Origin of the sequence: Aequorivita capsosiphonis DSM 23843 (assembly GCF_000429125.1) — a bacterium.
Classification (GTDB): domain Bacteria; phylum Bacteroidota; class Bacteroidia; order Flavobacteriales; family Flavobacteriaceae; genus Aequorivita; species Aequorivita capsosiphonis.
The window spans coordinates 300,699-326,727 of record NZ_AUBG01000002.1 but is presented as its reverse complement, the minus strand read 5'-3'; the positions used below and the strand labels follow the sequence as shown (position 1 = coordinate 326,727).

Annotated in this window: 23 protein-coding genes; 9 read left to right on the top strand and 14 right to left on the bottom strand. The window is 36.4% G+C overall.

From position 1 onward, the window contains the following. Window positions 1-74 precede the first annotated feature (74 nt). Window positions 75-2,510: a YfhO family protein gene (locus G440_RS0103855; RefSeq protein ID WP_026450091.1), complete on the top strand. Its 2,436-nt coding sequence runs from the start codon at window positions 75-77 to the stop codon at window positions 2,508-2,510. Further along, window positions 2,510-3,787 (top strand): glycosyltransferase family 4 protein, encoded by a 1,278-nt coding sequence (locus G440_RS0103850; RefSeq protein ID WP_026450090.1) that lies wholly within the window; start codon window positions 2,510-2,512, stop codon window positions 3,785-3,787. The genes G440_RS0103855 and G440_RS0103850 overlap by 1 nt, the downstream gene beginning before the upstream one ends. A 164-nt stretch (window positions 3,788-3,951) precedes the next feature. On the opposite strand, the gene G440_RS0103845 is transcribed toward G440_RS0103850, so the two are convergent. Together G440_RS0103845 and uvrA are read right to left on the bottom strand one after the other, a co-directional pair. Beyond that, window positions 3,952-5,232 carry a hypothetical protein gene (locus tag G440_RS0103845; RefSeq protein WP_026450089.1) on the bottom strand — a complete coding sequence of 427 codons (1,281 nt, stop codon included), beginning with the start codon at window positions 5,230-5,232 and terminating at the stop codon, window positions 3,952-3,954. Window positions 5,233-5,526: 294 nt separating this feature from the next. Further along, window positions 5,527-8,304 carry an excinuclease ABC subunit UvrA gene (uvrA, locus tag G440_RS0103840; RefSeq protein ID WP_026450088.1) on the bottom strand — a complete coding sequence of 926 codons (2,778 nt, stop codon included), beginning with the start codon at window positions 8,302-8,304 and terminating at the stop codon, window positions 5,527-5,529. Window positions 8,305-8,570: 266 nt separating this feature from the next. Here uvrA and G440_RS0103835 point away from each other — a divergent pair, with 266 nt between their 5' ends. Together G440_RS0103835 and G440_RS21310 are read left to right on the top strand one after the other, a co-directional pair. After that, on the top strand, window positions 8,571-9,155 hold the full coding sequence (locus G440_RS0103835; RefSeq protein WP_026450087.1) for an RNA polymerase sigma factor: 585 nt from the start codon (window positions 8,571-8,573) through the stop codon (window positions 9,153-9,155). Window positions 9,156-9,214: 59 nt separating this feature from the next. Then, on the top strand, window positions 9,215-9,367 hold the full coding sequence (locus tag G440_RS21310; protein ID WP_169718938.1) for a hypothetical protein: 153 nt from the start codon (window positions 9,215-9,217) through the stop codon (window positions 9,365-9,367). Between the two features lie 150 nt (window positions 9,368-9,517). Here G440_RS21310 and G440_RS0103825 read toward each other — a convergent pair whose 3' ends face one another. Then, window positions 9,518-10,177 (bottom strand): endonuclease III domain-containing protein, encoded by a 660-nt coding sequence (locus G440_RS0103825; protein WP_026450086.1) that lies wholly within the window; start codon window positions 10,175-10,177, stop codon window positions 9,518-9,520. 30 nt (window positions 10,178-10,207) lie between these two features. On the opposite strand from G440_RS0103825, the gene bcp reads away from it, so the two are divergent. Beyond that, window positions 10,208-10,660 carry a thioredoxin-dependent thiol peroxidase gene (gene bcp / locus G440_RS0103820; RefSeq protein WP_026450085.1) on the top strand — a complete coding sequence of 151 codons (453 nt, stop codon included), beginning with the start codon at window positions 10,208-10,210 and terminating at the stop codon, window positions 10,658-10,660. On the opposite strand, the gene G440_RS0103815 is transcribed toward bcp, so the two are convergent. Then, on the bottom strand, window positions 10,657-12,111 hold the full coding sequence (locus tag G440_RS0103815; protein ID WP_026450084.1) for a hypothetical protein: 1,455 nt from the start codon (window positions 12,109-12,111) through the stop codon (window positions 10,657-10,659). The two genes, bcp and G440_RS0103815, sit on opposite strands and share 4 nt — an antisense overlap. Window positions 12,112-12,280: 169 nt before the next feature. Between G440_RS0103815 and G440_RS0103810 the strand changes: the two genes are divergently transcribed. Beyond that, on the top strand, window positions 12,281-13,057 hold the full coding sequence (locus G440_RS0103810) for an MBL fold metallo-hydrolase (RefSeq protein WP_026450083.1): 777 nt from the start codon (window positions 12,281-12,283) through the stop codon (window positions 13,055-13,057). Window positions 13,058-13,122: 65 nt separating this feature from the next. Further along, window positions 13,123-13,554: a hypothetical protein gene (locus G440_RS0103805; protein ID WP_245574820.1), complete on the top strand. Its 432-nt coding sequence runs from the start codon at window positions 13,123-13,125 to the stop codon at window positions 13,552-13,554. Between the two features lie 122 nt (window positions 13,555-13,676). Here the strand turns inward: G440_RS0103805 and G440_RS0103800 are convergent, their stop codons facing one another. The 9 genes from G440_RS0103800 to G440_RS0103760 all read right to left on the bottom strand — a co-directional run bounded on the left by G440_RS0103800 (window position 13,677) and on the right by G440_RS0103760 (window position 22,622). Beyond that, the gene (locus G440_RS0103800; protein ID WP_026450081.1) at window positions 13,677-14,333 is read right to left on the bottom strand and encodes an alpha/beta hydrolase; all 657 of its coding nucleotides are present in this window, start codon (window positions 14,331-14,333) and stop codon (window positions 13,677-13,679) included. 77 nt (window positions 14,334-14,410) lie between these two features. After that, a complete protein-coding gene (locus G440_RS0103795; RefSeq protein ID WP_026450080.1) occupies window positions 14,411-14,734 on the bottom strand; it encodes a DUF4870 domain-containing protein in 324 nt (107 codons plus the stop codon). A gap of 51 nt (window positions 14,735-14,785) precedes the next feature. Next, window positions 14,786-15,106, bottom strand: a complete 321-nt coding sequence (locus G440_RS0103790; protein WP_026450079.1) for a hypothetical protein — start codon at window positions 15,104-15,106, stop codon at window positions 14,786-14,788. Further along, window positions 15,106-16,404, bottom strand: coding sequence for a dihydroorotase (locus tag G440_RS0103785; RefSeq protein WP_026450078.1), 1,299 nt, complete (start codon window positions 16,402-16,404; stop codon window positions 15,106-15,108). Before G440_RS0103785 ends, G440_RS0103790 begins: the two co-directional genes overlap by 1 nt. Before the next feature lie 67 nt (window positions 16,405-16,471). Continuing rightward, the gene (locus tag G440_RS19440; RefSeq protein ID WP_051285135.1) at window positions 16,472-18,424 is read right to left on the bottom strand and encodes a BatA domain-containing protein; all 1,953 of its coding nucleotides are present in this window, start codon (window positions 18,422-18,424) and stop codon (window positions 16,472-16,474) included. A gap of 45 nt (window positions 18,425-18,469) precedes the next feature. Then, window positions 18,470-19,666, bottom strand: a complete 1,197-nt coding sequence (locus G440_RS0103775; protein ID WP_026450077.1) for a sensor histidine kinase — start codon at window positions 19,664-19,666, stop codon at window positions 18,470-18,472. Between the two features lie 88 nt (window positions 19,667-19,754). Beyond that, entirely contained in the window at window positions 19,755-20,957 is a 1,203-nt protein-coding gene (locus G440_RS0103770; protein WP_026450076.1) for a sensor histidine kinase, read from the bottom strand. A gap of 126 nt (window positions 20,958-21,083) precedes the next feature. After that, on the bottom strand, window positions 21,084-21,848 hold the full coding sequence (locus tag G440_RS0103765) for a TIGR02757 family protein (RefSeq protein WP_026450075.1): 765 nt from the start codon (window positions 21,846-21,848) through the stop codon (window positions 21,084-21,086). Window positions 21,849-21,962: 114 nt separating this feature from the next. Next, the gene (locus G440_RS0103760) at window positions 21,963-22,622 is read right to left on the bottom strand and encodes an ABC transporter ATP-binding protein (RefSeq protein WP_026450074.1); all 660 of its coding nucleotides are present in this window, start codon (window positions 22,620-22,622) and stop codon (window positions 21,963-21,965) included. Between the two features lie 121 nt (window positions 22,623-22,743). Between G440_RS0103760 and folE the strand changes: the two genes are divergently transcribed. Then, window positions 22,744-23,343, top strand: a complete 600-nt coding sequence (folE, locus tag G440_RS0103755) for a GTP cyclohydrolase I FolE (RefSeq protein ID WP_026450073.1) — start codon at window positions 22,744-22,746, stop codon at window positions 23,341-23,343. 84 nt (window positions 23,344-23,427) lie between these two features. Beyond that, entirely contained in the window at window positions 23,428-23,730 is a 303-nt protein-coding gene (locus tag G440_RS0103750) for a hypothetical protein (protein ID WP_034258987.1), read from the top strand. A 72-nt stretch (window positions 23,731-23,802) separates the two neighbouring features. On the opposite strand, the gene G440_RS0103745 is transcribed toward G440_RS0103750, so the two are convergent. Further along, on the bottom strand, window positions 23,803-26,016 hold the full coding sequence (locus G440_RS0103745; protein ID WP_026450071.1) for a TonB-dependent receptor: 2,214 nt from the start codon (window positions 26,014-26,016) through the stop codon (window positions 23,803-23,805). Between the last annotated feature and the right edge of the window lie 13 nt (window positions 26,017-26,029).

Genomic DNA, 26,029 nt, shown 5'->3' with positions numbered 1-26,029 from the left:
CTGTCATCCAGCATCAGTCCTATTTCTAATTTTTTTTTTGCTAATTTCCCCGATTCAAATCCATTCGCTAAATTATGCCGTTTCACTATAAAAAATTCCTTCCCCATTTAGTTGTTTTTGTTTTGTTTATTGTGGCTGCATTGGCCTATTTTAATCCTGTTTTACAGGGAAAAAAAATATTCCAAAGTGATATTGTTCAATACACTGGAATGGCAAAACAGCAAAACGATTTCAGGAAGACAACAGGTGAAGAAACCTATTGGACTGATGCTGCTTTCGGCGGAATGCCTACCTATCAACTTGGAGCGAAATATCCTAACAACTACATAAAACAACTCGATCTCGCCATTCGGTTTTTACCACGTCCGGCCGATTATCTCTTCCTTTATTTTATAGGAATGTATATTCTGTTTTTGGTGTTGAAAGTGGATTATAGATTAGCTTTTCTCGGAGCTTTGGCGTTCGGGTTTTCTACTTATTTAATAATTATTTTGGGCGTAGGGCATAATTCCAAAGCACATGCGATAGCTTATATGCCGTTTGTTTTAAGTGGAATATTTCTCACTTTTCGTGGAAAATATCTCTGGGGGTTTCTATTGCTTACGGTATCAATGGGATTGGAATTAGTGGCAAATCACTTCCAAATGACTTATTATTTAATGCTTTTGGTTATAGTAATCGGGATTGTCTATCTAATTGATGCTTTCAAAAAGAAGATTTTGCCACATTACTTTAAAGCTGTTGGAATAATGGCTTTAGGTGTCTTAATTGCGGTTGGCCTTAACGCGACAAATATTTTGGCAACTAAAGAATATGCCGACACTTCTACCCGCGGAAAAACGGAATTAACGGTGAATGCCGATGGCACTCCAAAAGATAATAATACAGGTCTCGACTACGATTATATCACAGAGTATAGCTACGGAAAGCTTGAAAGTTTTAATCTTTTTATTCCGCGTTTTATGGGAGGAAGTTCTTCCGAAGCGCTTCCAAAAGATTCAAAAACCTTTGAAAGCTTAATACGAATGGGAGCTTCATCACAAGAAGCCAACCAAGTATTAAGTCAGATTCCGATGTATTGGGGAGACCAATCTTTCGTTGGAGCACCCGCTTATATTGGAGCTATTGTTATGTTTCTTGCTGTTTTGGCTTTGTTTTTAGTTAGGGGAAGATTGAAATGGTGGGCGGTTTCAGCATTTGTATTAACCTTACTTTTATCATGGGGAAAGAACTTCAGTGGTCTTACTGAGTTTTTTATAGAATACGTTCCAATGTATAATAAGTTTCGGGCCGTTTCTTCCATTCAAGTAATTATTGAACTGATTCTTCCAATTCTTGCAGTGGTTGGTCTTCATCAATTTTTCAATAAGTTTGAAAGGGAAGATGAGCGAAAAAAAGCCCTTCTTTATTCCACAGGAATTGTAGGTGGGCTTACCTTGCTATTTATTCTATTTAAATCATCACTCTTCGATTTTGCCAGCCCTTATGACAGCTATTTTAGGGATGAAATGGGCTTGCCGTTTTTGGAAGCTATTCGTGAAGATAGAATGTCATTGTTCACCTCAGATGCAATTCGTTCCTTGATTTTTGTGATTTTAACGGCTGCCGTTCTCTGGTTTTTTATAAAAGAAAAACTCAAAAAAGGATTTGCCATTGCAGCACTTTCGTTATTGGTTTTAGTTGATTTGGTTGGTGTTGACAGAAGATATGTAAATGAAGACGATTTTGTGCAAGCAAAACTGGTAGAGCAACCTTTTCAGAAAAACGGTGCAGATATTCAAATTTTGAAAGATGAAGGTCATTATCGTGTTTATGACGCTACAACAAACGCTTTCAACAGTGCACGTGCAAGTTATTATCACAATGCATTGGGTGGCTATCACGCAGCGAAACCTGGAAGAATGCAGGATTTGTTTGAATTTTATATCAGCCAAGGCAACATCGGGATTTTAAATATGTTGAATGTTCGTTATATCATCACTCAGAATAAGCAGGGTGGACCCGTAGCACAGCGAAATCCGTATGCGAATGGCGATGCTTGGTTTGTAGAAAACGTACTTCCTGCTGAAAATGCAAACGAGGAAATTCAACTGCTCGATAGTTTGGATACCAAAAAAACAGCAATTATAAATAGGGACTTTCTCTCAAAAATACCGAATCAGAAGATTGAAAGGGATAGCACCGCTACAATTGAACTTTTCAGTTATCAGCCAAATCATTTGGTATATGAAGCTTCAACGAATTCGCCGCAATTGGCGCTATTTTCTGAAGTGTATTATCCAAAAGGTTGGAATGCTTACGTAAACGGAAAACCTGCAGAATACTTTAGAGCGGACTATGTTTTGAGAGCAATGGTAATTCCACCAGGAAACAATAAAATAGAATTTAAGTTTGAGCCAAAAGTAATCCAAACGGGAAGCACGATCTCTTTGGTTAGCAGTATTATATTTCTGTTGATATTCTTGAGTGGTTTATATTTTGCTTTTCGGAAGAAAGAAGTAAACGAGTAATGAAACGCGTTCTAATCATCACATACTATTGGCCACCAGCTGGCGGCCCAGGCGTACAACGGTGGTTGAAGTTTGTAAAGTATTTTAGGGAATTTGGTGTGGAGCCAATTGTTTATGCTCCCGAAAACCCAAATTATCCTTTGGTTGATGATAATTTTATATCTGAAATCCCTTCAGATGTTGAGATTATAAAGCAACCAATTAAAGAGCCCTATCGCTTGGCAAATATTTTTTCTAAAAAGAAGACCAAGCAGTTTAGTAGCGGGATTATTTCAAAAAAAGATGTTTCTGCCATGGAGAAGTTGATGCTCTACGTTCGGGGTAATTTCTTTATTCCAGACGCTCGAGTGGGCTGGGTACAACCTTCAGTAAAATTTCTTTCAAAATATATTACTGAGAACCCTGTGGAGGTTATCGTTACAACCGGACCGCCGCATAGTCTTCATCTTATTGGCCTGCAACTTCAAAAGAAAACGGGTGTTAAGTGGATTGCAGATTTCCGAGATCCGTGGACAACAATCCATTACCATAAATCACTTCGTTTAAATAAAACTTCGGAACGGAAGCATAAAGATTTGGAAGCTGAAGTTTTGAAATCCGCGGATGCTCTTACGGTGACCAGCCCAAGAACTAAAAAAGAGTTTGAAGCGATTACCGAAAAACCCATTGAAGTAATTACAAATGGTTATGATGTTTCAAAAGAGGTTTCTTTTAAGAGAGACACCAAATTTTCAATTGCTCATATAGGATCTTTATTGAGCGAACGAAATCCAAAAGTGCTGTGGAAGGTTCTTTCTGAAATTAGCATGGAAAACGCTTCTTTTAAAAATGATTTATGGCTGAAATTTGCTGGAGCAGTAAGTGAAGAGGTTAAAAAAAGTATTGATGATTTTGGTCTAAGTGAAAACTGCAAATTTTTTGGTTATGTATCACATTCCAAAGCTTTAATGCTCCAGCTTGAAAGTCAAATTCTGCTTTTGGTGGAGATCAACAGTTCGGAAACCCGCGCCATTATTCCAGGGAAACTTTTTGAGTACTTGGCTGCAAAACGTCCAATTATTGCTTTAGGGCCAAAAGGAAGTGATATTGAAGGAATTCTAAATGAAACTAAAGCGGGTAAGTTTTTCAGTTATCGGGATGAAAAGACACTCAAAGTAGAAATCCTAAAGTTATACGAACAATTCTCAACTGGGAATTTAAATATCGCTTCAGAAGGAATTGAGAAATTCAGTAGGAGGGAACTGACTAGGCAGATGGCATCATTTATTAGTCGGTAGTCTTTAGTTGGAAGTTGGTAGACTTTAGTCTGTAGCCAATACGGTTGTTTTGTTTAAGGCTTCTTTTTACTGGTTCCCTTTTCAGTTTAACTCAAAAAAGTAAACCTCCGATCCTCACTCAAAGTGATTCACGGAGGTTTAACCAACCAACCAAAAAACTATCTTTATCCTCTTCCTCTAGAACTTGTGCCTCTTGAAGAGCTACCTCTTGAAGTGTTTTCTTGTGAACTGCTTCGCGAAGGTGCGCTGGTTCTTTTTACAGTACTACGGCTCGCGGTTTCTCTCTTTGGAGCCTGAGTTTTACTTCTTTTAACCGAACTGCTTCTATTGCTTGTAGAAACGTTTCGAGTTTGTTTTTGAACTGTTTTTTTATTAGAAACAGCTCTAGTATTACTTGAACGAACCGTGCTTTGTTTCCTTGTGTTTTTCACAGTTTTTGGAGCGCTATTTCGCTCTACACTATTTCTAGTGTTTGTGCTTTTTACTGGAGTGTTGCTGCTCGCTCTTGTTACTGTATTTCTAGTGGCAGCATTTTCACTATTACGGGAATTCCGGTTTATTGTTGCAGCTCCTTTACTATTTGTGCTGCTGTTTCGAGTTGTTGTATTGCTTCTTGTATTTCCAGTATTCGAACCAATAACATTATTGCTTCGTGTGCTATTGCTTCTTACGGAGCTATTAGTTCGCGTATTATTGGAACGGGTATTGCTTGAGGCAATCATAGTGTTTCTTCTATTCGCATCGTAGTTCTTGTTTATGGAAGATCTACCTCTTTTATCATAAACACGAGTACCTGGTCGGTAAAAATCTCTACGGGTATTGTGATAGGCTACACTGCTTCTATTATTATAGTAAACTACGTGCTGGTGATAGCTATAACGCACAGGGTTGTAGTATCTTCTATAAGGCATATCATAAACTATGCAATGGCTGTATATGGGTCTGGCGTAATAAACGTGCCACGGACGATATACATAATAAGGATTGTAAATATTTATCGCTCCATTTACGTGTGAAAAATAACCGCGATTGTTATAAAAGACGTGTAAACCACCAACTCTTACAATACGTCTGTTATTATAACGAATATCTACATTGCCAGCTTGTGCAATACGCCCGTATTCATCATAATAAATAGGTACGTTTTCCACCTGTATTACAGCGCCATAGTCGTCATATTGTACGAAAGCATCATAATCATAACCTGAATTGTAACTTACGTTAACATTGCGCGAACTTATGGTTACTTGTGAACCTCTCCGAGATCCAATATATACGAAGTCGAATTGTCCGTCAGGGAAGACAGAGAATTCTACATCGTCTTCCACGAAAATGTATGCGTTTCCATCATAACTTCCTCTATAATTGTTTACACTTTCAAGGGAAGTTGCGTTTGCAGAAAACCCCATTAAAAGGATGCCGAAGATAAGTGCTATGTTTTTCATAATTTGAGATTTAAAGGGTTTGTACTTGCTTAAAATTCATTGGTTAGCTTAAGTACGGTTAACAACATTCAAAGGCCGTGCCAAAATTTTAAAGTGCTGATTATCAGAAGTAAATTCAAGATTCAAAATTTAAGACCCAGATTTCAAGTTTGATTAGTTTGATAAAATGAAAAACACCAATAAAAAATCCGCTGCAGTGTTTTACCACTTGCAACGGATTTTAAAAACTAACCAACCAAAAAACTAAAAGTCTAATTTCTTGATTTCAATTAGTGTGCCAAAAAAATAATTCTTCTAAAGTTTCTCTTTTAAATATCCAGCTGTAAATGATTCTTTGCTTTTCGCGACTTCCTCAGGAGTTCCTTCAGCTATAACTTTTCCTCCGTATTCGCCACCTTCGGGGCCAAGATCTATAATATAATCTGCACATTTTATAAGATCTAAATTATGTTCTACTACAATCACCGTATGGCCTCTATCCAATAAGGCGTAAAATGAAGCTAGCAGTTTTTTAATATCGTGGAAGTGTAATCCAGTGGTAGGTTCATCAAAAATGAATACCGTTTTTTCTTTTGAAGTACCTTTTACTAAAAATGAAGCCAGTTTAATTCTTTGCGCTTCCCCGCCCGAAAGAGTAGAGGAGCTTTGACCCAACTGTACATAACCCAAACCAACATCTTGGAGAGGTTGTAGTTTTGCAGCGATCTTATCCTGCTTGTGTTCCCCAAAAAATGCCACAGCATCATCAACCGTCATGGTGAGAATGTCGTCTATGTTTTTATTTTGAAATGTTACTTCCAAAACTTCTTTCTTAAAGCGTTTTCCATTACAGGTGTCACATATTAGATGCACATCGGCCATAAATTGCATTTCTACCGTAACTTCGCCTTCACCTTTACAGGTTTCACAACGACCGCCATCTACGTTAAAGGAAAAATGTTTTGGTTTAAAACCTCGAATCTCTGATAGTTTTTGCGAAGCGTATAAATTCCGAATATCATCGTAAGCCTTAATATAGGTTACAGGATTACTTCGGCTGGAGCGACCAATAGGGTTTTGGTCAATAAACTCAAGACTCTTTATAGTGTTGAAATCTCCAGTTATCTCTGAAAATTGACCAGGTTTCTCTCCATAACCCCCAATTTGACGAAGTAGCGCAGGATATAGAATTTTTTTAACCAAGGTACTTTTTCCACTTCCAGAAACTCCTGTTACCGCTGTAAATACATTCAGTGGAAAGGTGACATCTATATTTTTAAGATTATTTTGCCGAGCACCCGTAATTGAAACTTTGTTTTTTGACGTGCGGCGCTTTTTAGGCACTTCAATTTCCAGTTCTCCGTTTAGGTATTTTGCCGTTAGCGAATCTGATTTTAAAATCGCTGCAAAATTACCTTGTGCAACTACTTCGCCACCAAAGGTTCCGGCTTCTGGGCCGATATCTATAATTTGGTCAGCAGCTTTCATGATATCTTCGTCGTGTTCTACAACAATAACCGTATTACCTAAATCACGAAGCGCTTTTAAAACAACAATAAGTCTTTCGGTGTCTTTTGGATGAAGTCCTATGCTCGGCTCATCCAAGATATACATAGAGCCTACGAGACTACTACCCAAGGATGTTGCTAGGTTAATTCGCTGTGATTCACCGCCAGAAAGTGTATTCGATTTTCTGTTTAGGGTTAAATAACCTAAACCTACATCTCTTAAAAAGCCTAATCGGTTGTTTATTTCAAGTAATAAACGTTTCCCAACCTTGGTGTCGTATTCTGAAAGTTCGAGATTTTTAAAGAATGCTGCAGCCTTATCGAGCGGCAATTCAACCAATTCCTGAATGGCCGTACCGTTGATTTTAACGTATCCAGCTTCAGGTCTAAGTCGTTTCCCTTTGCAAGTAGCACATTTTGTTTTTCCGCGATAACGCGAGAGCATAACTCGGTTTTGGATTTTATAGCTTTTAGACTCTAAAAATGAAAAGAAAGAATTGAGACCTTCAAAATGTTCGTTCCCTTCCCAAACCAATTGCTTTTGGGCATCGGTGAGTTCGAACCAAGGTTTATGGATTGGAAAGTCGAATTTATAAGCGCTGTTCACTAATTGATCGCGATACCAGCTCATACTTTCCCCACGCCAAGGAAAAACTGCATTTTCAAATACTGAAAGTGCTGTATTTGGAATTACCAAATCTTCGTCAATACCAATAACATCGCCATAACCTTCACACACGGGGCAGGCGCCATAAGGATTATTAAAGCTAAAAAGATGTACGTTAGACTCCATAAAAGTCATACCATCTGCTTCAAAACGGTTGTTGAATTCCGTGATTTCTGATGAGGAAAGCTCTTCTATATATAATTCTCCTTTTCCTTCAAAGAATGCTATTTCCACAGCATCGGCCAATCGGTTATAAAAGTCTTCTTCATCTTTGGTGATGATTCGATCTACAACCAACTCAATTTTCTTAGGAAAAGATTTTTCATCTAATTCATCAATCCGTAAAACCTTGCCATTAGCTTTAATTCTGGAATAGCCTTGTTGTGCCAAAGCCTGAATTTTATTTTCCATACTTCTCCCTTCTTCCAAGATAATAGGAGCGAGGAGGAGCAATTTTTCACCTTCGGGAAATTTTTTAATAAATTTTATAACATCTGTTGTGGTGTCTTTTTTGACTTCCCTTCCAGAAATTGGTGAAATTGTTTTCCCTATTCGTGTATAAAGAAGTTTTAAGTAATCATAAATCTCGGTGGAAGTTCCAACGGTAGATCGCGGATTGGTGGAATTCACTTTTTGTTCAATAGCAATCGCGGGGGAAATTCCTTTTATAGAATCTACTTTTGGTTTGTCCAACCTTCCTAAAAACTGTCTGGCATAGCTGGAAAGGCTTTCCACATAGCGGCGTTGGCCTTCTGCATAAAGTGTATCAAAAGCTAGACTAGATTTTCCACTGCCCGAAAGCCCCGTAATTACAACTAATTTGTTGCGAGGGATGGCTACGGAAATATTTTTAAGATTATGAAGCTTTGCACCCTGAATGAGGATGTTCTTTTTAATATCTATGGTATCTATATTCAATTTATTTTCTCTTTTTTATCCCGAAAGCTATCGGGATTACAAAGATACTATATCGTTTTCACGAATGCACTTTTGAGATTAATATTATTATTTATAGAAAGTTTTAACCTTTTTTTTGGATTTGTGAATTCTTTGTTGTTATATTTACGGCTCTTAACGTCATATAAAAAAAATATTGCCTATAGCTGATCATTACTTTTAACAAATAAACATTTTTAATCAAACAACCAAAATCATAGTTGTTTATTTATTAAAGAAGTATTGATATGAAGCAAAGTAAAAGCACTGATGCGTTTTTAGTGAACGCATATATGAACGGTAATGAATCTGCACTTTCCGAGTTAATAACTCGCCACAAGCAAAGAATCTACAGTTTTATTTATTCAAAAGTATTTAACAGGGATATCGCTGAAGATATATTCCAGGATACCTTTATTAAAGTTATTAGAACCTTGAAAAAAGGTGCCTATAACGAAGAAGGCAAGTTTCTGCCCTGGGTGATGCGTATTGCCCATAACCTGGTGATAGACCATTTCAGAAAAAGCAATCGCATGCCTAAATTTGAGAATAATAGCGACTTTAATATCTTTTCTGTATTAAGTGATAATTCTCCTAACGTGGAAAAGCAGATGATCAAAGGTCAAGTTGAAGATGACGTGCGAAGACTGATTGAAGAACTTCCCGAAGACCAAAAGCAAGTCCTGATGATGCGTATGTATAAAGATATGAGTTTTAAGGAAATAAGTGAGCAAACAGGAGTTAGTATCAACACCGCCTTAGGACGAATGCGTTATGCTCTTATTAATTTGCGAAAAGTAATTGACAAGCATAATATTATATTGACCAATTGATACAATAAAATGATTTTTGCGACGTTATTTGGAAATAACCCTCAAAATAACTAAAGTTTATGCAAAAATTCTACTCTGAAACATCACGTTTGGACGGCGTGAATAAAAAACTTGTTCCAAAAGAAGAAACTATAAAGTTTCTTCTGGATTATTCGATGGCTTTAAGTGTTATAGATTATAATAAATTGAAGTTTGAAGCACTTCTAAACTAAACTTTGGAAAAACCCTGGAATTAGCTTTTCAGGGTTTTTTTTTTAGAATGTCGAGAAGTTTAAAAGTCGATGAGTTGAGATATCATAATTTGAAAACTATTTATTTTTCCTAAACTCCTAAACTCTCCTACGGCGGGCAAGCGCATTGACTCATCTCCTTTTTTTCTTCAAATAATCATTAATCACCGTTTTTCTACCAATTGTTTTCGTAATTATATCTTTCTCTAAATTCCAGCCTCTAGCGGGAGAATATTGTCTTCCGTACCAAATGATCTGCAAGTGAAGCGTGTTCCATAAATCTATTGGAAACAGTCTTTTTGCATCTTTTTCGGTCTGGACCACATTTTTACCATTTGTAAATCCCCAACGATACATTAATCTATGAATATGTGTATCCACAGGAAAAGCAGGAACATTAAAAGCCTGACTCATCACGACACTTGCGGTTTTATGCCCAACTGCCGGAAATGATTCTAAAGCTTCATAATTTGCAGGAACTTGTCCGTTGTATTTTTCAATCATCATTTTTGAAAGTCCATGGATTCCTTTAGCTTTCATAGGCGATAGTCCAACAGGTTTTATAATTTCCCGTATTTCCTCTACCGTCAACTTCACCATGTCATACGGATTATCGGCTATTTCAAAAAGAAGCGGGGTTATTTTGTTTACCCGAACGTCGGTACTCTGGGCTGAAAGCAATACGGCAATCAATAAAGTATATGGATCTTTATGGTCTAACGGGATAGGGATCTGAGGATAGATGCGGTTTAACGTTTCAATAACGAAGTCAACCTTTTCTTGTTTGGTCATTTTAAGTACTTTTATACAAAAATAGACAATATGAATACATTACAGGTTGGGGATAAAGCTCCAAATTTTAAAGTAAACGATCAAAATGGTAATACCATATCTTCTGATGACTACAAAGGAAAAAAATGGGTTGTGTTTTTCTATCCCAAAGCCAGTACTCCAGGATGTACAGCTGAAGTTTGTAATTTGCGCGACAACTACCAAGAACTTCAAGATCAGGGTTACGAACTTTTAGGTGTAAGCGCTGATAGTGAAAAACGACAGTTGAACTTTAAAGAAAAATATAAGCTCCCATTCCCTTTATTGGCAGATGAGGATAAAGAAGTGCTCAACGCTTTTGGTGTTTGGGGTCCAAAAAAGTTTATGGGAAGAACGTTTGATGGAATTCATCGAAAAACCTTCGTAATAAACGAAAAAGGAATAATAGATCGCGTAATTGATAAGGTGAAAACGAAAGATCACGCTGCGCAAATACTTGACTAGTCCTTGATTGGTGGTGATACAGCTTTGTAATTGAAAAGCTGCTTATCCTTTATTATTTCCGAAATACCGGGTGGCAGCAATTCCTCCCAGCCATCTTCACATTTTTCAATTTTAGTTAGAATTTCACGTGAAAAAATGTCCATATTCTCAGGTTTATAATCTGTGATATCCACTACTTTTCCATTGTACTTAAAGAACTTGTACAATTCTTTCATTCGTGGATGAACTTTTAGATTTTCACTAGTGATGAATTCTCCGGTTTCCGGATCTTTCATTGGATATAAATAGACTTTCAAATCCTTAAAGAAAAGTTTTCCGAAAGCTTCCAATATACCACCGCTCAAATGGCGATAATACTTTTCATCAAAAATATCTATTAAGTTATTTACGCCCATGGCAAGACCCATACGCATTTTGGTGTAGCGGGAAAAATATTCTACCAACTTATAATATTCCTGAAAATTTGAAATCATTACGGTATGACCTAAAGAACACAGTAGTCTTGCGCGATCCATAAAATCTTCCTCATCAATTTCACCTTCTGCACGTAAGTTCGAAAGTGTAATTTCGAAGATAACTTTCGTCCTGCTTTTTTCTACCCTGTTTTCATTTAAGAACATTTCGTAGGAACGCTCAAACATATCTATATTAACCTTGGTTACAGGTCTAAAACTACCCCGAAGCGCTAATATATTTTTCTTATATAGAATTTTAGCTGGCAATACGTTATGGCCGTCCGGATCGAACATTACCGCTTCGGTCATTCCATTTTTTATAAGCTGAAGACTCATCAGTCTATTATCTACCTCATTAAAGCGCGGGCCGCTAAAGTTTATGGTGTCTATTTCAATTTTATCTTTATCAATATGATCATAAAGATAACGAAGGAGTTTATTGGGTTCGTCATATTTATAATATGCACCATAAATAAGGTTTACTCCCAAATTTCCTAAGGTGATTTGCTGTAGTTGTGCATCATTTTCGTGGAAGCGAATGTGAAGTGTTATTTCGTTGTAAGGTTCATTCGGGTCAATCTGATACCGAATACCAACCCAGCCATGTCCTTTGTATTGTTTTGCAAAATCAATTGTAGCTACGGTATTAGCAAAGGAAAAGAAAAGTCTATTGGGGTGTTTATCACGATTTATTCGCTCTTCAATTAAAGCAAATTCGTGGGATAACATAGTCTGTAATCTAGATTCAGTAACATACCTACCGTCTTCCTCAACTCCGTAAATAGCGTCGCTAAAATCCTTGTCGTAAGCTGACATTGTTTTGGCCACGGTACCAGAAGCCCCACCAGCTCTAAAAAAGTTACGAACTGTTTCTTGTCCAGCTCCAATCTCTGCGAAGGTGCCGTAAATATTTTCGTTAAGGTTTATTCTTAAAGCCTTACTTTTTATGGAGGGAATATTCTCAAACTCCTTGTCTCCCAATATGGTTTCCGGCATGGTAACGTTCTATTTTCTTGTTAACAAAGGTAGCAAATACAATAGGTAAACAAAAAAAATACCAGTATTTTTGCCAAGATGAAATATACAAGCTTTATTATAAAAGCCCCATCAGAATTTCAAAAAAACGCACGGGGTCTGCCCTCTAAAAAACAACTAATTTAAACGGATGAAATCGAAATTTTCCGTAACCTTTCTCGGTACTGGAACCTCGCAGGGAATACCTGTGATTGGTAGCGACCACCCAGTATGTAAAAGTAATGACCCAAAGGATAAGCGCCTAAGGGTATCGGTTTTATTGTCTTGGGATAACTTTAATTATGTAATAGATTGCGGTCCAGATTTTAGACAGCAAATGTTGCGTGAAAATGTTTCAAGAGTTGATGGTATTTTGCTTACGCACGAGCATAGTGATCATACTGCCGGCTTAGATGATATTCGCCCATTCAATTTTATACAGGGGATTATGCCTTTTTACGCCCATAAACGTGTTTTTGATGATTTGCGTGAACGCTTTGCTTATATTTTTACAACGGTAAATAAATATCCAGGAGCGCCAAATATTGAAACTATTGAAATAGACAAGAGTACGGTTTTCACAATAGGTGGAAAAGAAGTTATTTCTATTGAAGCTATGCATAACACGCTTCCTGTTTTGGGGTTTCGCATAGGGGATTTCACATATTTAACAGATGTTAAAACTATTTCAGACGCGGAATTGGAGAAAGTAAAGGGAACCAAAGTCTTGGTGGTAAATGCCCTTAGGGAAGAGCCTCATTACTCACATTTTAATATTTCAGAAGCGCTTGAATTTGTTGAAAAGGTGAAGCCGGAAAAAACATATTTTACACATATTAGTCACATGATGGGCTTTCACGCAGACGTAGAGAAAAAACTTCCGAAGAACGTTCATTTGGCTTTTGATACACTTACCATAGAAATTTAATTATGAGAAATAAGATTTTTTTGTACCTGTTTATTTTTGCTGTATTGTTCATCATATTTCAATATATGAATGAGAAGAAAATTTTTGAAGCACAGGGAATCAAAATAGAAAGAACAGAAGCGAAGTTGCAAAAGGAAACCGATTCTTTGGGAGTACTGCAAGATCAAATAAGGAATTTGAATTACTTCACATTACAAGGAAATGAAAATGCCATGACCTATTTGGAAAAGATGGGTTATGAGGCTGCAGAGGTTGAAGCAATGGTTTCAGATCAAATCTATGATTCCAATTTAACAAAAGGAAACAATTCATTGATACCTTTTGAAGGAATGAACGGGGATATGAAAATAAACAAATTGAAATTCCTAAACCACAAATGGATCCAAGCTGATTTTACCGATGGAAAATATTGGGGTGAAATGATTATAGCATATTCCTTTGATGAAAATAAAGAACTAAAATTGAAAACGCTAGCTTCATTTCTATATCCGAATTGAGGTGAAGAGTTGAGGAGTTTAGGGTTTAGGAGTTAAAAAGTTTAGGAGAGCGGTAAGCGTTTAAAGGTTTCTTTAAACGCTGAATTTTTTAATTTTTCCGACTACCGACTACCGACTACCGACTACTTTTCACCGAGCCATTCCTTTAATTCGTGAAAATTCTGAGGCGCAACTCCGTGACCAACCGGAAACTCTGAATAGGTACATTCAATATTCAGTTTCTTTAGGAAAGGTTCCGTTTTTCTGGCCCATTGCACTGGGATTACTTGATCTACGCTTCCATGTGAAGTATAAACACTCAATTTATTAAAGTCATTATTTTCATAACCAGCTTTTAGAATTTCTTCGTTTATATATCCACTTAAACCGATTACATTCTTCACTTTTTCAGGATAGCTTAACGCAACTGCGAAACTTAAAATTGTTCCTTGGCTGAAACCTAAAAGAGTAACGTCTTGGCCATTAACCTTATATTTTTCAACAACTTCATCTATACATTTTGAAACCAACTCTCGCGAGGCAATTGCTTGTTCATCATCGCTGAATTTTCCTTGGGAATCATCGAAGTAGATATTGTACCAAGCATTCCCGGATGGTTGCATTTTGATTGGAGCTTTTAGGGATACGATTGCATATTTTTCAGGCAATTCGCTGGCAAAGGAGAATAAGTCATTCTCATCGCTGCCAAAACCGTGGAGCATAATTATAACCGGTGGTTTTTCAGAAGAATTTTTAGCTGCTCTAAAATTGTGCTCTAAAAGTAAAGTTTGTTTTTCCATAGTTTGCAAAAATAATCAAGACCTTTTAAACTGAAGTGACTTCAGCATAAAAGGTCTTGTTAAAAGTTTTTATAAAATTAAATTCCCTTAAACCATTCTTGAAATTGCTCTCCCAAGAAAGGAACAGGTTTCATTTCACCTTGTACCGCACTTACTAGCCCTAGAATCCAGAATACTAATAACGCCAGTTGTATAATTGATGAAAGAATCCAAATCCCAAGAACTCCTGAAACTATTGCTAAAACAACACCTACGCACATAATTCCTAAGGCTTGACGAACGTGGAATGAGCCCAATGCGGTTTTATTGCCGTTGTTCATCACCAAAGCTATAATCCATCCAATCAAGGTTATATAGGCAATGATGGCAACTGTTTTACCATTATCAGTATTTGTATCCATATTTTTTTTGTTTAGGTAAGAAGTTTAAGATTTAAAGATAGCCAATACTTTTCAACTTAGAAACTTAAACCACTCCTGAAATTTTTCACTTAGAAAAGGAATTCCTCTGCGCTGATTATAGAAAGCCATCGCCCAAGAATACAACCATAATACGCAACATAACATCCAAAGAACATCACCAACAGTTACATCAATTTGTGATTGTATAACGAGTGAAATGATAAATAACAAGAAAAGTCCAAACATATTTTTTATATGCCATGTGGCAAAGGCATGGTCTTCATCTGTATTAATAAAATAGGCAATTATAAACCCTACAAAAGGCGCATAAGCAATTAAAGCAGTAGATTTTCCTAATGGAGAAGCACTCATTATTCTTTTGTTATCAATTGGTTATTAGCAAATATTCCGTAAACTTTGCCTTTTAGCTTAATGCCTAGTAATGCAGCGTTTTTGGAGGTGGAAAGAATATCATCCTCAGCAAATTTAGAGATTCCATCAGGGTTAAAAAGTGTAAATTCTGCTATATTGCCTTCCTCAATTTTTCCTGCCTGGCCGCCAGGCTGGTCTGAAGGAATTTTAAAAACATTTTTTAATCCAGTAAGAGCCTTAACAGATTCTTCAGTGCCCAATAAATTATTTAAGGCTCCAAAACAGGCTTCAAGACCAATACTTCCGAAAAGTGCTTGCTCAAATTCTGTTTTTTTATGCTCTATATCAATTGGGTTGTGGTCCGTGGTAACACCGTCGATAACACCTTCTTTTAGTCCTTTTAGCAAAGCTTTGTTGTCCTCTTTGGTTCTTAGCGGAGGCATCAATTTATAATTCGTGTCGAACTCATCTAAAATGGAATCCGTTAAAACCAGATTAAAGATGGAAACGCTGCAAGTAACGTGCAAGCCTTTTTTCTTGGCATCCTTGATCAATTCCACAGATTTTTTTGTGGAGATAGTAGGAATATGAAGTTTTCCACCAGTGTACTCCAGAATATAGAGATCTCGGATTATTTGAAGTTCTTCGGAAAGTGCAGGAATTCCTTTTAAACCAAGCCGGGTGCTGTTTACTTCTTCGTTAACCACACCATTTCTAGCCACCGATTTTTCAAATGGAAATGACTGAACTAGACCATCAAAGTTTTGTGTGTACTGTAATGCTATTTTTAATAAATTCGGATTGGCGATCGGCTGTTTATAATCGTAAAAAGAAACGGCTCCTTCATTCTGCATATCATATAATTCGGCTAGATCTACTCCTTTGCTTCCCACGGTTAAAGCGCCAATAGGGTAGAGGTTTACCGCATTTCCTTCAGCTTTTGATTTTAAAAATTTTATGTGACCTTTGCTGTCCGTAACTGGAAAACTGTTCGCGTTTACCGCAACACTCGTGAATCCGCTTAAAGCTGCAGTTTTTAAACCATTGTCAACCGTTTCCCGCTCTTCAAATCCAGGTTCTCCAAAAGATACACTGCTATCAAACCAGCCTTGGGAAACGTGCAGATTATCAAGCGAAACCTCTTTTACTTTTCCTGCCCATTCGGTAGGCAGGTCGGACGGTTGAATTTTTGATGCTATTTTTGAAATCTTTCCGTTTTCAATCAAAATATCACACTTCTTTAAATGATGACTGCTTGTAGCATCAACAATAGTGGCAGATTTTAGTAGTACTTTCATATTTTAAAGTTCATACTTCGGTTTCGCTCAGTAACCGAATATTTTAGGTTCATTTGGATTTTCGCATTCATTTTTGGTCGCTGAGTGGCGCCGAAGCGTTATTGAAAAATTTTAGAATAAGCATTTCGCATATTAAAAACACAAATGCAAAAATAGCAAACCATTTCCAAAAACTGTTTATAGAATTGGCTTCCGTTATAGAATCAAAAAGGTCATCGATACTTTTGTAAACGTTGGCACCTTTCCAGTTTTCAGCATTTACATATTGTAATTCACTTTCTTTTCTAGAATAATTATAACTTATGTTTTTCAGAAACTCGTTTTCTTTAACTATTTGATAATTACCATCTTTTGAAGGATCATCAACAGTAGTCATTAAAACATAGTTTGCCTTGGTCTGTTGTTGTGGAATAAACTGCGAAGTGGAATCTCTTATGGTCAAAATTTCATCTGATGCTAATTTCACCGGAATAGCGATAGCATTTTGCTCACCTATTGTATAGTAAAGACGTGGTAGCGGTAAACTTTGCAATGCCATATTATAAATGCTTGGCACTACTAACGGCGAGCTTTGGAAATTGGAATTCTCTTTATTTATTGCAGCTGTAAAGAAGAATGTTTTATTCTTTTGAAGTAAGAAGGCTTTGTTGTCTTCAAAAATCAGGGCAGGAGTGGCATTTGTAGAAAGATCGTAAAACGAGTTTACTTTTGGATATTGAAAATTCACTACTTCTTTTTCAAAAACATCTTTAAACAAAGGATGTGAAAAAGCAATTTTTGTAATCTTTTTATCTCGCGTCACTTCCTTGGAAAGCGTTCCCAATGCTGATGTTTGTAGAAAGTTGTTGTAGCTGTCCAAATTTGCTTCAGAAGAAGGAATAACAAGTATACTTCCACCTTCGTCGCTAAAGGCCTTTAAAGCTGTGTTTAAAGACGCAGGAATTTCCTCCAACTCGTTAAGGATAATGAAATTTTGTTCGGAAATTTCATTGTAGTTCAGCGTTTGAAAAGTCTGTTGTGTAAACTGAAATTCTTCCTTTTCAAAAAGACGCTGCAAAAACGTACCGTCTGCTTCGTTGATAGCGAGAACCTTTATTTTTCCAGGCTTATTAATGCTGAAGTATAATGTGTTATCAAACGGAAGGTTGGGATCGTTCACTTGTAATTTCCCTAAAAAATCTGTTGCATTTTCTATGTCGAAGGTTGCAATCCCATGGTTGTTCTGTGAAAAATCCAAAGCCGTTTTGGCTACCAGTTTTTCATTGTTGAATAATGAAATGGTCGCTTCATTAATATCGTCATCTTGCTTTGACGCCTTCACTTTTAATTGTGTAGTAGAAGTATTTTTGGATGCAACAAACACGCTGTCCAGCGCTATATTAGCGCGTTTTACAGCTTTCAGTTGCACGGCGTCCACGATCAAATTCTCTGGAAGTTCTGGAAAGACTTCTTTTTGCTGAAAATCTGAAATAAAAATCAAGCGTTTCTGAATTCCCTTTTCATTGGAGAAAAGCTGGTTCGCCTTAAGAAGGACTTGGTTTGGATTTAACTGGTTTTGCGAATAATCAATTGAAAGCACTTCATTTTTAAAATCTTGTGGAGAACTATTTTTTCTTTCTGAATTATTTGAAAACCAACTTAGTTTTCCAGCACTACTCGTTTTATTATATAAGTCCTGTAAAGCGCGCTCCAAAAGAGGGCCATTGTTTCCTTTAAGCTGCATACTAAAGGAATTGTCTATATAAACAACCGTTTCTTTTTCTTGGTTTAAAGCTGTTTTTGAAGCGGTAAAAGGTTGGGCAAATGCAATGATGATGCAAGCTAATGCAGCTAGGCGCATTAGAAGCGTCAGCCATTTTTTGAGCTGCGAACTTTTCCGAGTTTGGATAGTCACTTTTTTCAGGAAAGCGACATTCGTAAAATCTATTTTTTGAAAACGCCTAAGTTGAAATAAATGAATAAATATCGGGATAAGTAGCAGGAAAAGGGCGTAAAGAATTTCTGGGTGTTTAAACTGCATTCCTATAAATATTGTCCAAAGATAGAAAATGGAATGTAATATTACCTATTTCTTAATGCTAAAGGTAAAGATACTTCCTTTTCCCAGTTCAGACTCCAAAGAAATGCTTCCCCCAAGCTTCGAGACTAGGTGTTTTACAGTAGCTAAACCAATTCCGGTCCCTTCATTTCCGTTGCGGTCTTTTATTCCAGTCGTTTTAAAAAGATTGAATATTTCATCCTGTACGCCAAGATCAATTCCCATTCCATTGTCTGAGACAGAAAATTTATAGGTATCGGTTTCTTCGGTGTAAACCACTGAAACTTTTCGTTGTTTATTGTGATTGTATTTTAGGCCGTTGTCAATTAGGTTAAGAAAAATCTGGCAGAGTGCGAGCTTATTGATATTGTATAGCTCGCCTTTTTGTGGATAATCAAAAACAATATCATCAGTAACCAAAATTTCTCCAATTTCTCTAAAAAAATGTTTTAAGGTAATATCCATTTTTTGATACTCTAATAATTCATCTGATTTATAAAAATTTAGAATACCATCAATATAACTGCGTAAAGTAGAGGAGGATTCTTCAATATAATCCAGATACATTTCTGAGTCATCTGACAACTTCGCTATGTTTTCTTCACGTAGTAATCTTGTGAGGGAAGTGATATTGGCCAATGGAGATTTAAGGTCGTGAGATACTACGTGAGCGAACTTGGAGAGTGCATCGTTCTTTCGTTGTAGCTCAGCTTGATACTTCATTAAAAGATCGTTTTTTTTCCTTAGCTCTAATAAATTTACTGTTTGGGCTGCCAAAGCGATTAATGCGGCTTTTTGAAGTTCGGTTAGTTCTCTCGCTTTATGATCAAAAATACAAAGCGTTCCGAGTTTAAATCCTTGGGGATTTTGAAGAGGTACTCCCGCATAAAAGATTGCCTTTGAGTCTTTCACTAATGGATTCTCTTTAAATCTCGAGTCTTTGGAGGCGTCTTCAACAATAAAAATTTCACTATCACCTAAAATGGCATGACCACAAAAAGAAATATCACGTGGCGATTGGTTGAAATCTAATCCAGAATGCGATTTAAAAAAAATTCGATCATCGTCCAGAAGTGCTATTAATGAAATGGGTACTTCACAGATTTTTGCAATTAGATTGGTAATATTATCAAAATCAATTTCAGAAGATGTGTCAAGTATAAAATATTCCTTTAGTGCCGCAAGCCGTTCTTTTTCATTTTCAGGGAGTTGAGGGGAAATCATATATTAGTTGAAGTGCATTTTTATTGAAAGTAAATATATAAGGAAACTAGTGCCTTAAAAAGTGGTTTAACAGAATAAAAACAAAAGCTTAATTCTTCTTGATGCTAAACTCGAAACTTGTTCCTTTTCCAAGCTCAGAAAAAACAGAAATAGTCCCATTTAGCTTCGTAACTAATTTTTTAACGGTTGATAAACCGATACCGTTTCCTTTTTTTCCGTTTCGGTCTAAAGTGCCAGAGGTTTCGAAAAGTTCAAAAATATGAGGTAACTTCTCCTTAGAAATTCCCATACCGTTGTCAGTGATTTTAAATTGATAAAAACCATTTTTCTCCTCACAGTCGAGGTCAATTTTTATCTTTTCTTTTTCGTTATATTTTAAGCTATTTCCAACTAGATTAAGGATTATTTGCTCTAAAGCAGGTTTGTTCGCTTGCATTTCTATATTTTCCTCGGGCAGGTTTATCTCGCAGTCAATATTAATATTCATCAACTCGATTATTTCCTCCAAAAGATCATTGCTATCAAAAACTTCTTCAGATAAAGAGGCTGTTCTATCACTTTCGTAATGCTCCAAAAGCCCTGTAATGTATTCACTTAGTGTAAATGAAGATTGCTTTATGTAATCTAAATAGTCCCTTCCTTGATCGTCTAAAAGCGATCCGTATTTGGTGCGGAGCATATCAGAAGTAATTATCATATTAGCCAACGGCATCTTCATATCGTGCGAAACGAGTCCAGCAAAGTTTTTTAGTTCTTCGTTTTTTTCTTTGAGCTCCCTTTGAACCTCCATTAGGGTTTGATTTCGCTTTCTGGCCTCGAATAAATTTACAACTTGATATGCCAATGAAATAAGTGCGTTTTTTTGAGATTTTGTAAGTGTGCGTGGTTTAGTGTCGAAAACACAGAGCGTGCCCAACGGATAACCATCAGAATTCACTAAACGTACGCCAGCATAAAAAATAGCCTCCATGTCTTTAACAAGCGGGTTGTTTTCAAAACGTGAATCTTTTCTGGCGTCTTCCACAATAAATAAGTTGCTTTCATCTAAAATTGCGTGACCACAAAAGGAAGTATCTCGTGGCGATTCATTAAAATTAAGACCGTAATATGATTTCAAAAAATTACGATCAGCATCCATCAGCGTCACCAAAGAAATAGGCACATCACAGATGCTTGCTGTAAGTGCTGTAATATTATCAAAATCTTTTTCAGGGAGGGTGTCTAATAATTGATATGAGCGAACGGCTTCTAGTCGCTGTTTCTCATCTATGGGGAGGTTTGGTGTTATCACAGTCTTTTATCTAATTTTTTCTTTAGAGTTCCTCAAAATGAAGCCTCAGATAAGAGGTAAATGTACGACATTTTATAAAGATTTGTTAAACAGAGATCATTTGTGCGATACGAGTTAATATTTGAACTAAAAGCGTTCAAAAACACCCAAGCCAAATAGGGCAAAATCATATTTTGCTGGATCTTTTACATCCAATTTTCGTAGTGCAGTGTCCAGTTCGGTTACAGCCTTGGCGTCATTTTGTTTTCTACTCAATAATTGGAGTTTTCGAGCAACATTTCCGCTGTGAACATCTAATGGGCATGAAAGTAGGGAAGGGGAAATACTTTTCCAAATTCCAAAGTCTACACCTGCAGTATCGTTGCGAACCATCCAACGTAGAAACATGTTTATTCTTTTGGCTGCGGAATTTTTTAATGGATCACTAACATGTTTTTCTGTTCTAGGCAGATGTTCAAGTTCAAAAAATATTTTTTTAAAATGATGAATGGAAGGTTGCAAGGAATTATCGTCTATATATTTGGTGAAAACACTTTCCAAGCCACCGTGATTTGTATAAATATTCTGAAGTGATTTAAAAAAGTAAAATAAATCTTCACTATTGAAAGTGCGATGAACAAAACTGGAAAGAGAATCTGCTTCCTTATCTGAAAAATTCATCACAAAGTCATAAGGTGAATTCCCCATCAAATCTACCAATTGCTTTGCATTGTTAATTATACTTTTCCGGTTTCCCCAAGCAATGGTCGCAACCAAAAACCCGGCTATTTCAATATCTTCTTTTAAGGTGAAAAGATGTGGGATTTGAATTGGATCGCTCTCAATAAACTTTGGATTATTGTAGAGTATAACTTTTGCGTCTAGGAATTCTTTGAGTTCACTTTTGGTCATAACTGTGTGCTTCTTTCTAGCTCAGTAACCGAATATTTGTACCTTAATTGCAATTCGATATTTTTTTGAACTTAATATTTGGAATTTGAAATTTGGTACTGGATACTTGGAACTTTAGCTTACGATAAGCCCGTCCTGCATCACCAACTTTCTATCTGCCATATTTGCAAGCTCTTCATTGTGAGTTACAATGACAAATGTTTGTCCAAATTCGTCCCGTAGTTTAAAGAAAAGATTGTGCAGGTTTTCTGCACTTTCCGTATCTAAATTTCCACTGGGTTCATCGGCAAGTATTATTGCCGGGTTATTAACAAGTGCACGAGCTACTGCTACCCTTTGTTGTTCACCACCAGAAAGTTCGCCTGGTTTATGTTCCTCTCTATGTGAAAGTCCCAAAAAAGAAAGTAATTCCTTAGCCCTTTTAATGGCATCGACTTTTGGGGTGTTTTTTATAAATGCTGGAATACAGACGTTTTCAAGCGCAGTAAATTCGGGTAAAAGTTGATGGAATTGAAATATAAATCCGAGATTCTCATTTCTGAATTTGGCTAACATTCTTCCAGAAAGTGAACCGATATCAACATCGTTAATTTTTAATTTTGTTTTGTTGTCCTGAAAAGAGTCTAATGTTCCCAAGATCTGCAACAATGTAGTTTTTCCAGCTCCTGAAGCACCGACAATGGAAACAATCTCACTTTTTTTTATATGAAGGTCAACACCTTTTAAAACGTGTAAATTATCATAGTATTTATGAATATTTTGGGCTTCAATCATAGCAAAAAATTAGATTGTGAAAGTACTATTTATAGAACTATAATACAATCCAATTATATATATTGTTGTTTTCTCAAATTAACGGTTTATTTTTGACACCGAATTCTTAAACAAAAAGCTCATGTCTTCATATAAATATTTCGAAGAATACGATAAACCAGTAACCGACAATTTAACTGAAAATTATACTCAAATTTTAAAAGGCATAGGAGAGGATGTTGCGCGAGAAGGCATTGTAAAAACTCCAGAGAGAGCAGCTAAAGCTATTCAATTTTTAACATCAGGCCACTGTCAAGATCCTGAAGCCATATTAAAGAGCGCCATGTTTGCGGAGTCTTATCGCGATATGGTAGTTATAAAAGATATTGAACTTTATTCTTTGTGTGAACATCATATTCTTCCCTTTTTCGGAAAGGCACACGTGGCCTATATTCCAGATGGCCAAATTGTGGGTTTGAGTAAAATTCCTAGAATTGTAGATGTTTTCGCACGTAGACTGCAGGTCCAGGAGCGTTTAACCCATGACATTTTAGAATGTATCAATAACACCTTAAAACCAAAGGGAGTTGCGGTGGTTATTGAGGCCTCACATATGTGTATGATGATGCGTGGAATTCAAAAACAAAACAGTGTAACTACTACTTCAGGTTTTCGTGGACAGTTTGAGTCCATTCAAACTAGAAATGAATTTCTTAAATTGATTAGTAGCGATCTTTCGTAATTATTTATTCCTATCTTTATATCGCTTAATGGCAGTAAAACATTTCTTGGAATGTTTTTTGAGTTACTATATTTAAAAATCAAAATGGAAAACGAAAAATATACTTTATTGCGTCAGGGAATCCTGTTTGACCTTATTGGGATGTCAAGCATGGCTATTCCAATTGTAGGGCCATTTTTAGATATAATTTGGGCACCTTATGCAGCAAAAAAGATGAGTGATATGTATAAAGGAACAGAGGGTAAAGTTGCTTCTGTAATAGTGTTTTTGGAAGAAATCCTGCCATTTACAGATATAATTCCAACATTTACCTTAATGTGGCTTTATACATTTGTTTGGAAAAAACAACCCACACGTCGAACTATTAAAATTAGATCAAACGAATAAAAAAAAGCCCCATTTCGGCAGTCATGGTCGGAATTTCTTCCGACCATGACTGCCCATTTCGGAGCTTTTTCATTAGATTTCTACTTTTAGATTTACATTTATACTTCTGCCAATATTAAAAATCCCTTCTGGTTTAAATCGCGATAGATGCGAAACATATTTTTTATCGGTTAGATTCGTTCCATTTATACCGATCGTGAACATTGCTTTTTGAAGTTTAAAGCTACTTTCAATTCCGGCACTCAAAAGTGAATATCCACCAGTATTGGTTTCAAAATTACTAACGTTCTTCTGGTCGAAGGTATTTTCGAGCGTAATAAAAGCCGTACTGGATTTTCTGGTTTTACCATCGTCCAATTCTACTCTAAAAGTATTTCGTAATGAATTAGCCGGAATTAAAGGCAGATACGCATCGTTGCTCAATTGCCCGGTAACGGTTTCAAAACTACTTTCAAGGTGCAACCAATCTAATGGATGTGGGTGCAAGTGAAACCCAAATTCTCCGCCATAGAGTTTTGCATTATCTTGAAGGTAGTCATAAACTTGAGTTTCAGCTATTACTTCATTGGTAGGTGAAATAAAAATATAATCGTTTACAGCATTATAAAAACCATTGGCGAAAAATTCAATATGTTTATTTCTGTATTCCAAAGAAATGTCTGTTTGGAAATTCTGTTCGTTCGTCAAATTTTGATTTCCACGTTCGTATCGATTTGTGCCTTCGTGTATGCCATTAGAAGTAAGCTCGGCCAAGTTTGGAGCTCTAAATCCACTAGCCATATTAACACGTACAGAAAGGTTTTTAAATAAATCCATTTTCGCCCCTAGAGCAGCCGTAAAACTTGTAAAGGTTTTATTTAGCTGGGGAATATAATCTTCATCTGATGGATTTCGAGCTGCATCGCTTTCAATTTTTCTGGCATCAAAACGAATTCCAGCCTGTAAATCCAGCTTTTCCAAATGATAGTGAGAAGTTGCCAAAAGACCTACATCTGTAGTATTGGCATTTGGAATCAGTATTTCCTCTCCTGTATTTTTATTATTCTGAAACATTCCCTGGAGTCCTATAATGGTTTCAAATCTCCCTAATTGCGGAAGATTGTATTTTACATCATAATTGAAAGTGCTCAATTTCATGCGTAGTGCTGCAGTGTCTGCTTCCTCTTCAAACTCGCGCCGATCATTAAACAAATAGCCCAATTTTATATCTAATGTAGATTTGTTTAAGAAAATAGTATTGTCAAAACTCAAAATATGATTGTCTATTTCCTGAAAAGGAAGTTCTAAATCTTTTGATCGGGTTTGTTCACCAATTTCTTCAGGAATACCAATGTTTGAGCGGTTGTAATTATAACGAAGTGTGGATTTAAACTTTGAGCCCAAGTATTGTAATCCCGTCTTTAGATCTTTTTCATTGAAACGGGAATTGGTTACTCGATAATCTGCTCCGGTATCATAATCACTAAAGGAAGAGTAGGAGCCACGAGCCAAGAACTTCAGTTTTTCACCTGAAGTTTTAATACCGATATTGGTTGAAGATCCTAAAGTATTTGAAAAATAGGAGCTGTTTAAATCACCGTGGGTTTCTCCAGAAATTGCAAATTTCTCAGGATTAAGATAAAGTACACCTCCCAAAGCATCGCTTCCGTAAAGCAAGGATGCAGGGCCTTTTATTACTTCTACACTTTCAATACCGGAATCATTTACGCCCAAACCGTGTTCGTCTCCGAATTGTTGGTTTTCCAGGCGAACGCCTTGTGTATACGTCAAAACTCGATTGGAACTCAAGCCTCGAATTACGGGTTTTCCAATTCCTGTACCAGTACTTATAATATCTACACCGGCAATATTTTTAATGCCATCTGCTAATGTTACAGCACCGGAAGAACTTAGATCTTTTGTAGAAATACGCTCCACTTTCATTATATTCTCACTCTGTAATTTATGGAAGGGAGTAGAAACGATCACTTCTTCCATTTCCACGGCGCTTTCATCCATTTCTATATTTTCGATGATACTTTTATCCTTCGAGAAAGCTATTTTCTTGGAAACGGTCGCAAAACCGAGAGAAGAAAATATCACATTATAATTTCCATCAGGAATGTTGTTTAATTGGTAATTGCCGTCAAAATCAGCTACTGTGCCTTTTTCCAATTGTGGAATATAGATTGTGGCTGAGACGGGTTGGTTTAAATTTTTTGAAGTTATTGTTCCGTTTAAGGAGTTTTGTGAGCTCGCTGCAGTATATAAAAATAGTACTGCAAGCAAACATAAAATATTTTTCATGCTTCTTGATTTT

Excerpts from the sequence above, each read along its gene's own strand:
- G440_RS0103855 (WP_026450091.1), top strand. The coding sequence starts at position 75 with ATGCCGTTTCACTATAAAAAATTCCTTCCCCATTTAGTTGTTTTTGTT.
- G440_RS0103850 (WP_026450090.1), top strand. The coding sequence starts at position 2,510 with ATGAAACGCGTTCTAATCATCACATACTATTGGCCACCAGCTGGCGGC.
- G440_RS0103845 (WP_026450089.1), bottom strand. The coding sequence starts at position 5,232 with ATGAAAAACATAGCACTTATCTTCGGCATCCTTTTAATGGGGTTTTCT.
- G440_RS0103835 (WP_026450087.1), top strand. The coding sequence starts at position 8,571 with ATGAAGCAAAGTAAAAGCACTGATGCGTTTTTAGTGAACGCATATATG.
- G440_RS21310 (WP_169718938.1), top strand. The coding sequence starts at position 9,215 with ATGCAAAAATTCTACTCTGAAACATCACGTTTGGACGGCGTGAATAAA.
- G440_RS0103825 (WP_026450086.1), bottom strand. The coding sequence starts at position 10,177 with ATGACCAAACAAGAAAAGGTTGACTTCGTTATTGAAACGTTAAACCGC.
- bcp (WP_026450085.1), top strand. The coding sequence starts at position 10,208 with ATGAATACATTACAGGTTGGGGATAAAGCTCCAAATTTTAAAGTAAAC.
- G440_RS0103815 (WP_026450084.1), bottom strand. The coding sequence starts at position 12,111 with ATGCCGGAAACCATATTGGGAGACAAGGAGTTTGAGAATATTCCCTCC.
- G440_RS0103810 (WP_026450083.1), top strand. The coding sequence starts at position 12,281 with ATGAAATCGAAATTTTCCGTAACCTTTCTCGGTACTGGAACCTCGCAG.
- G440_RS0103805 (WP_245574820.1), top strand. The coding sequence starts at position 13,123 with ATGAATGAGAAGAAAATTTTTGAAGCACAGGGAATCAAAATAGAAAGA.
- G440_RS0103800 (WP_026450081.1), bottom strand. The coding sequence starts at position 14,333 with ATGGAAAAACAAACTTTACTTTTAGAGCACAATTTTAGAGCAGCTAAA.
- G440_RS0103795 (WP_026450080.1), bottom strand. The coding sequence starts at position 14,734 with ATGGATACAAATACTGATAATGGTAAAACAGTTGCCATCATTGCCTAT.
- G440_RS0103790 (WP_026450079.1), bottom strand. The coding sequence starts at position 15,106 with ATGAGTGCTTCTCCATTAGGAAAATCTACTGCTTTAATTGCTTATGCG.
- G440_RS0103785 (WP_026450078.1), bottom strand. The coding sequence starts at position 16,404 with ATGAAAGTACTACTAAAATCTGCCACTATTGTTGATGCTACAAGCAGT.
- G440_RS19440 (WP_051285135.1), bottom strand. The coding sequence starts at position 18,424 with ATGCAGTTTAAACACCCAGAAATTCTTTACGCCCTTTTCCTGCTACTT.
- G440_RS0103775 (WP_026450077.1), bottom strand. The coding sequence starts at position 19,666 with ATGATTTCCCCTCAACTCCCTGAAAATGAAAAAGAACGGCTTGCGGCA.
- G440_RS0103765 (WP_026450075.1), bottom strand. The coding sequence starts at position 21,848 with ATGACCAAAAGTGAACTCAAAGAATTCCTAGACGCAAAAGTTATACTC.
- G440_RS0103760 (WP_026450074.1), bottom strand. The coding sequence starts at position 22,622 with ATGATTGAAGCCCAAAATATTCATAAATACTATGATAATTTACACGTT.
- folE (WP_026450073.1), top strand. The coding sequence starts at position 22,744 with ATGTCTTCATATAAATATTTCGAAGAATACGATAAACCAGTAACCGAC.
- G440_RS0103750 (WP_034258987.1), top strand. The coding sequence starts at position 23,428 with ATGGAAAACGAAAAATATACTTTATTGCGTCAGGGAATCCTGTTTGAC.
- G440_RS0103745 (WP_026450071.1), bottom strand. The coding sequence starts at position 26,016 with ATGAAAAATATTTTATGTTTGCTTGCAGTACTATTTTTATATACTGCA.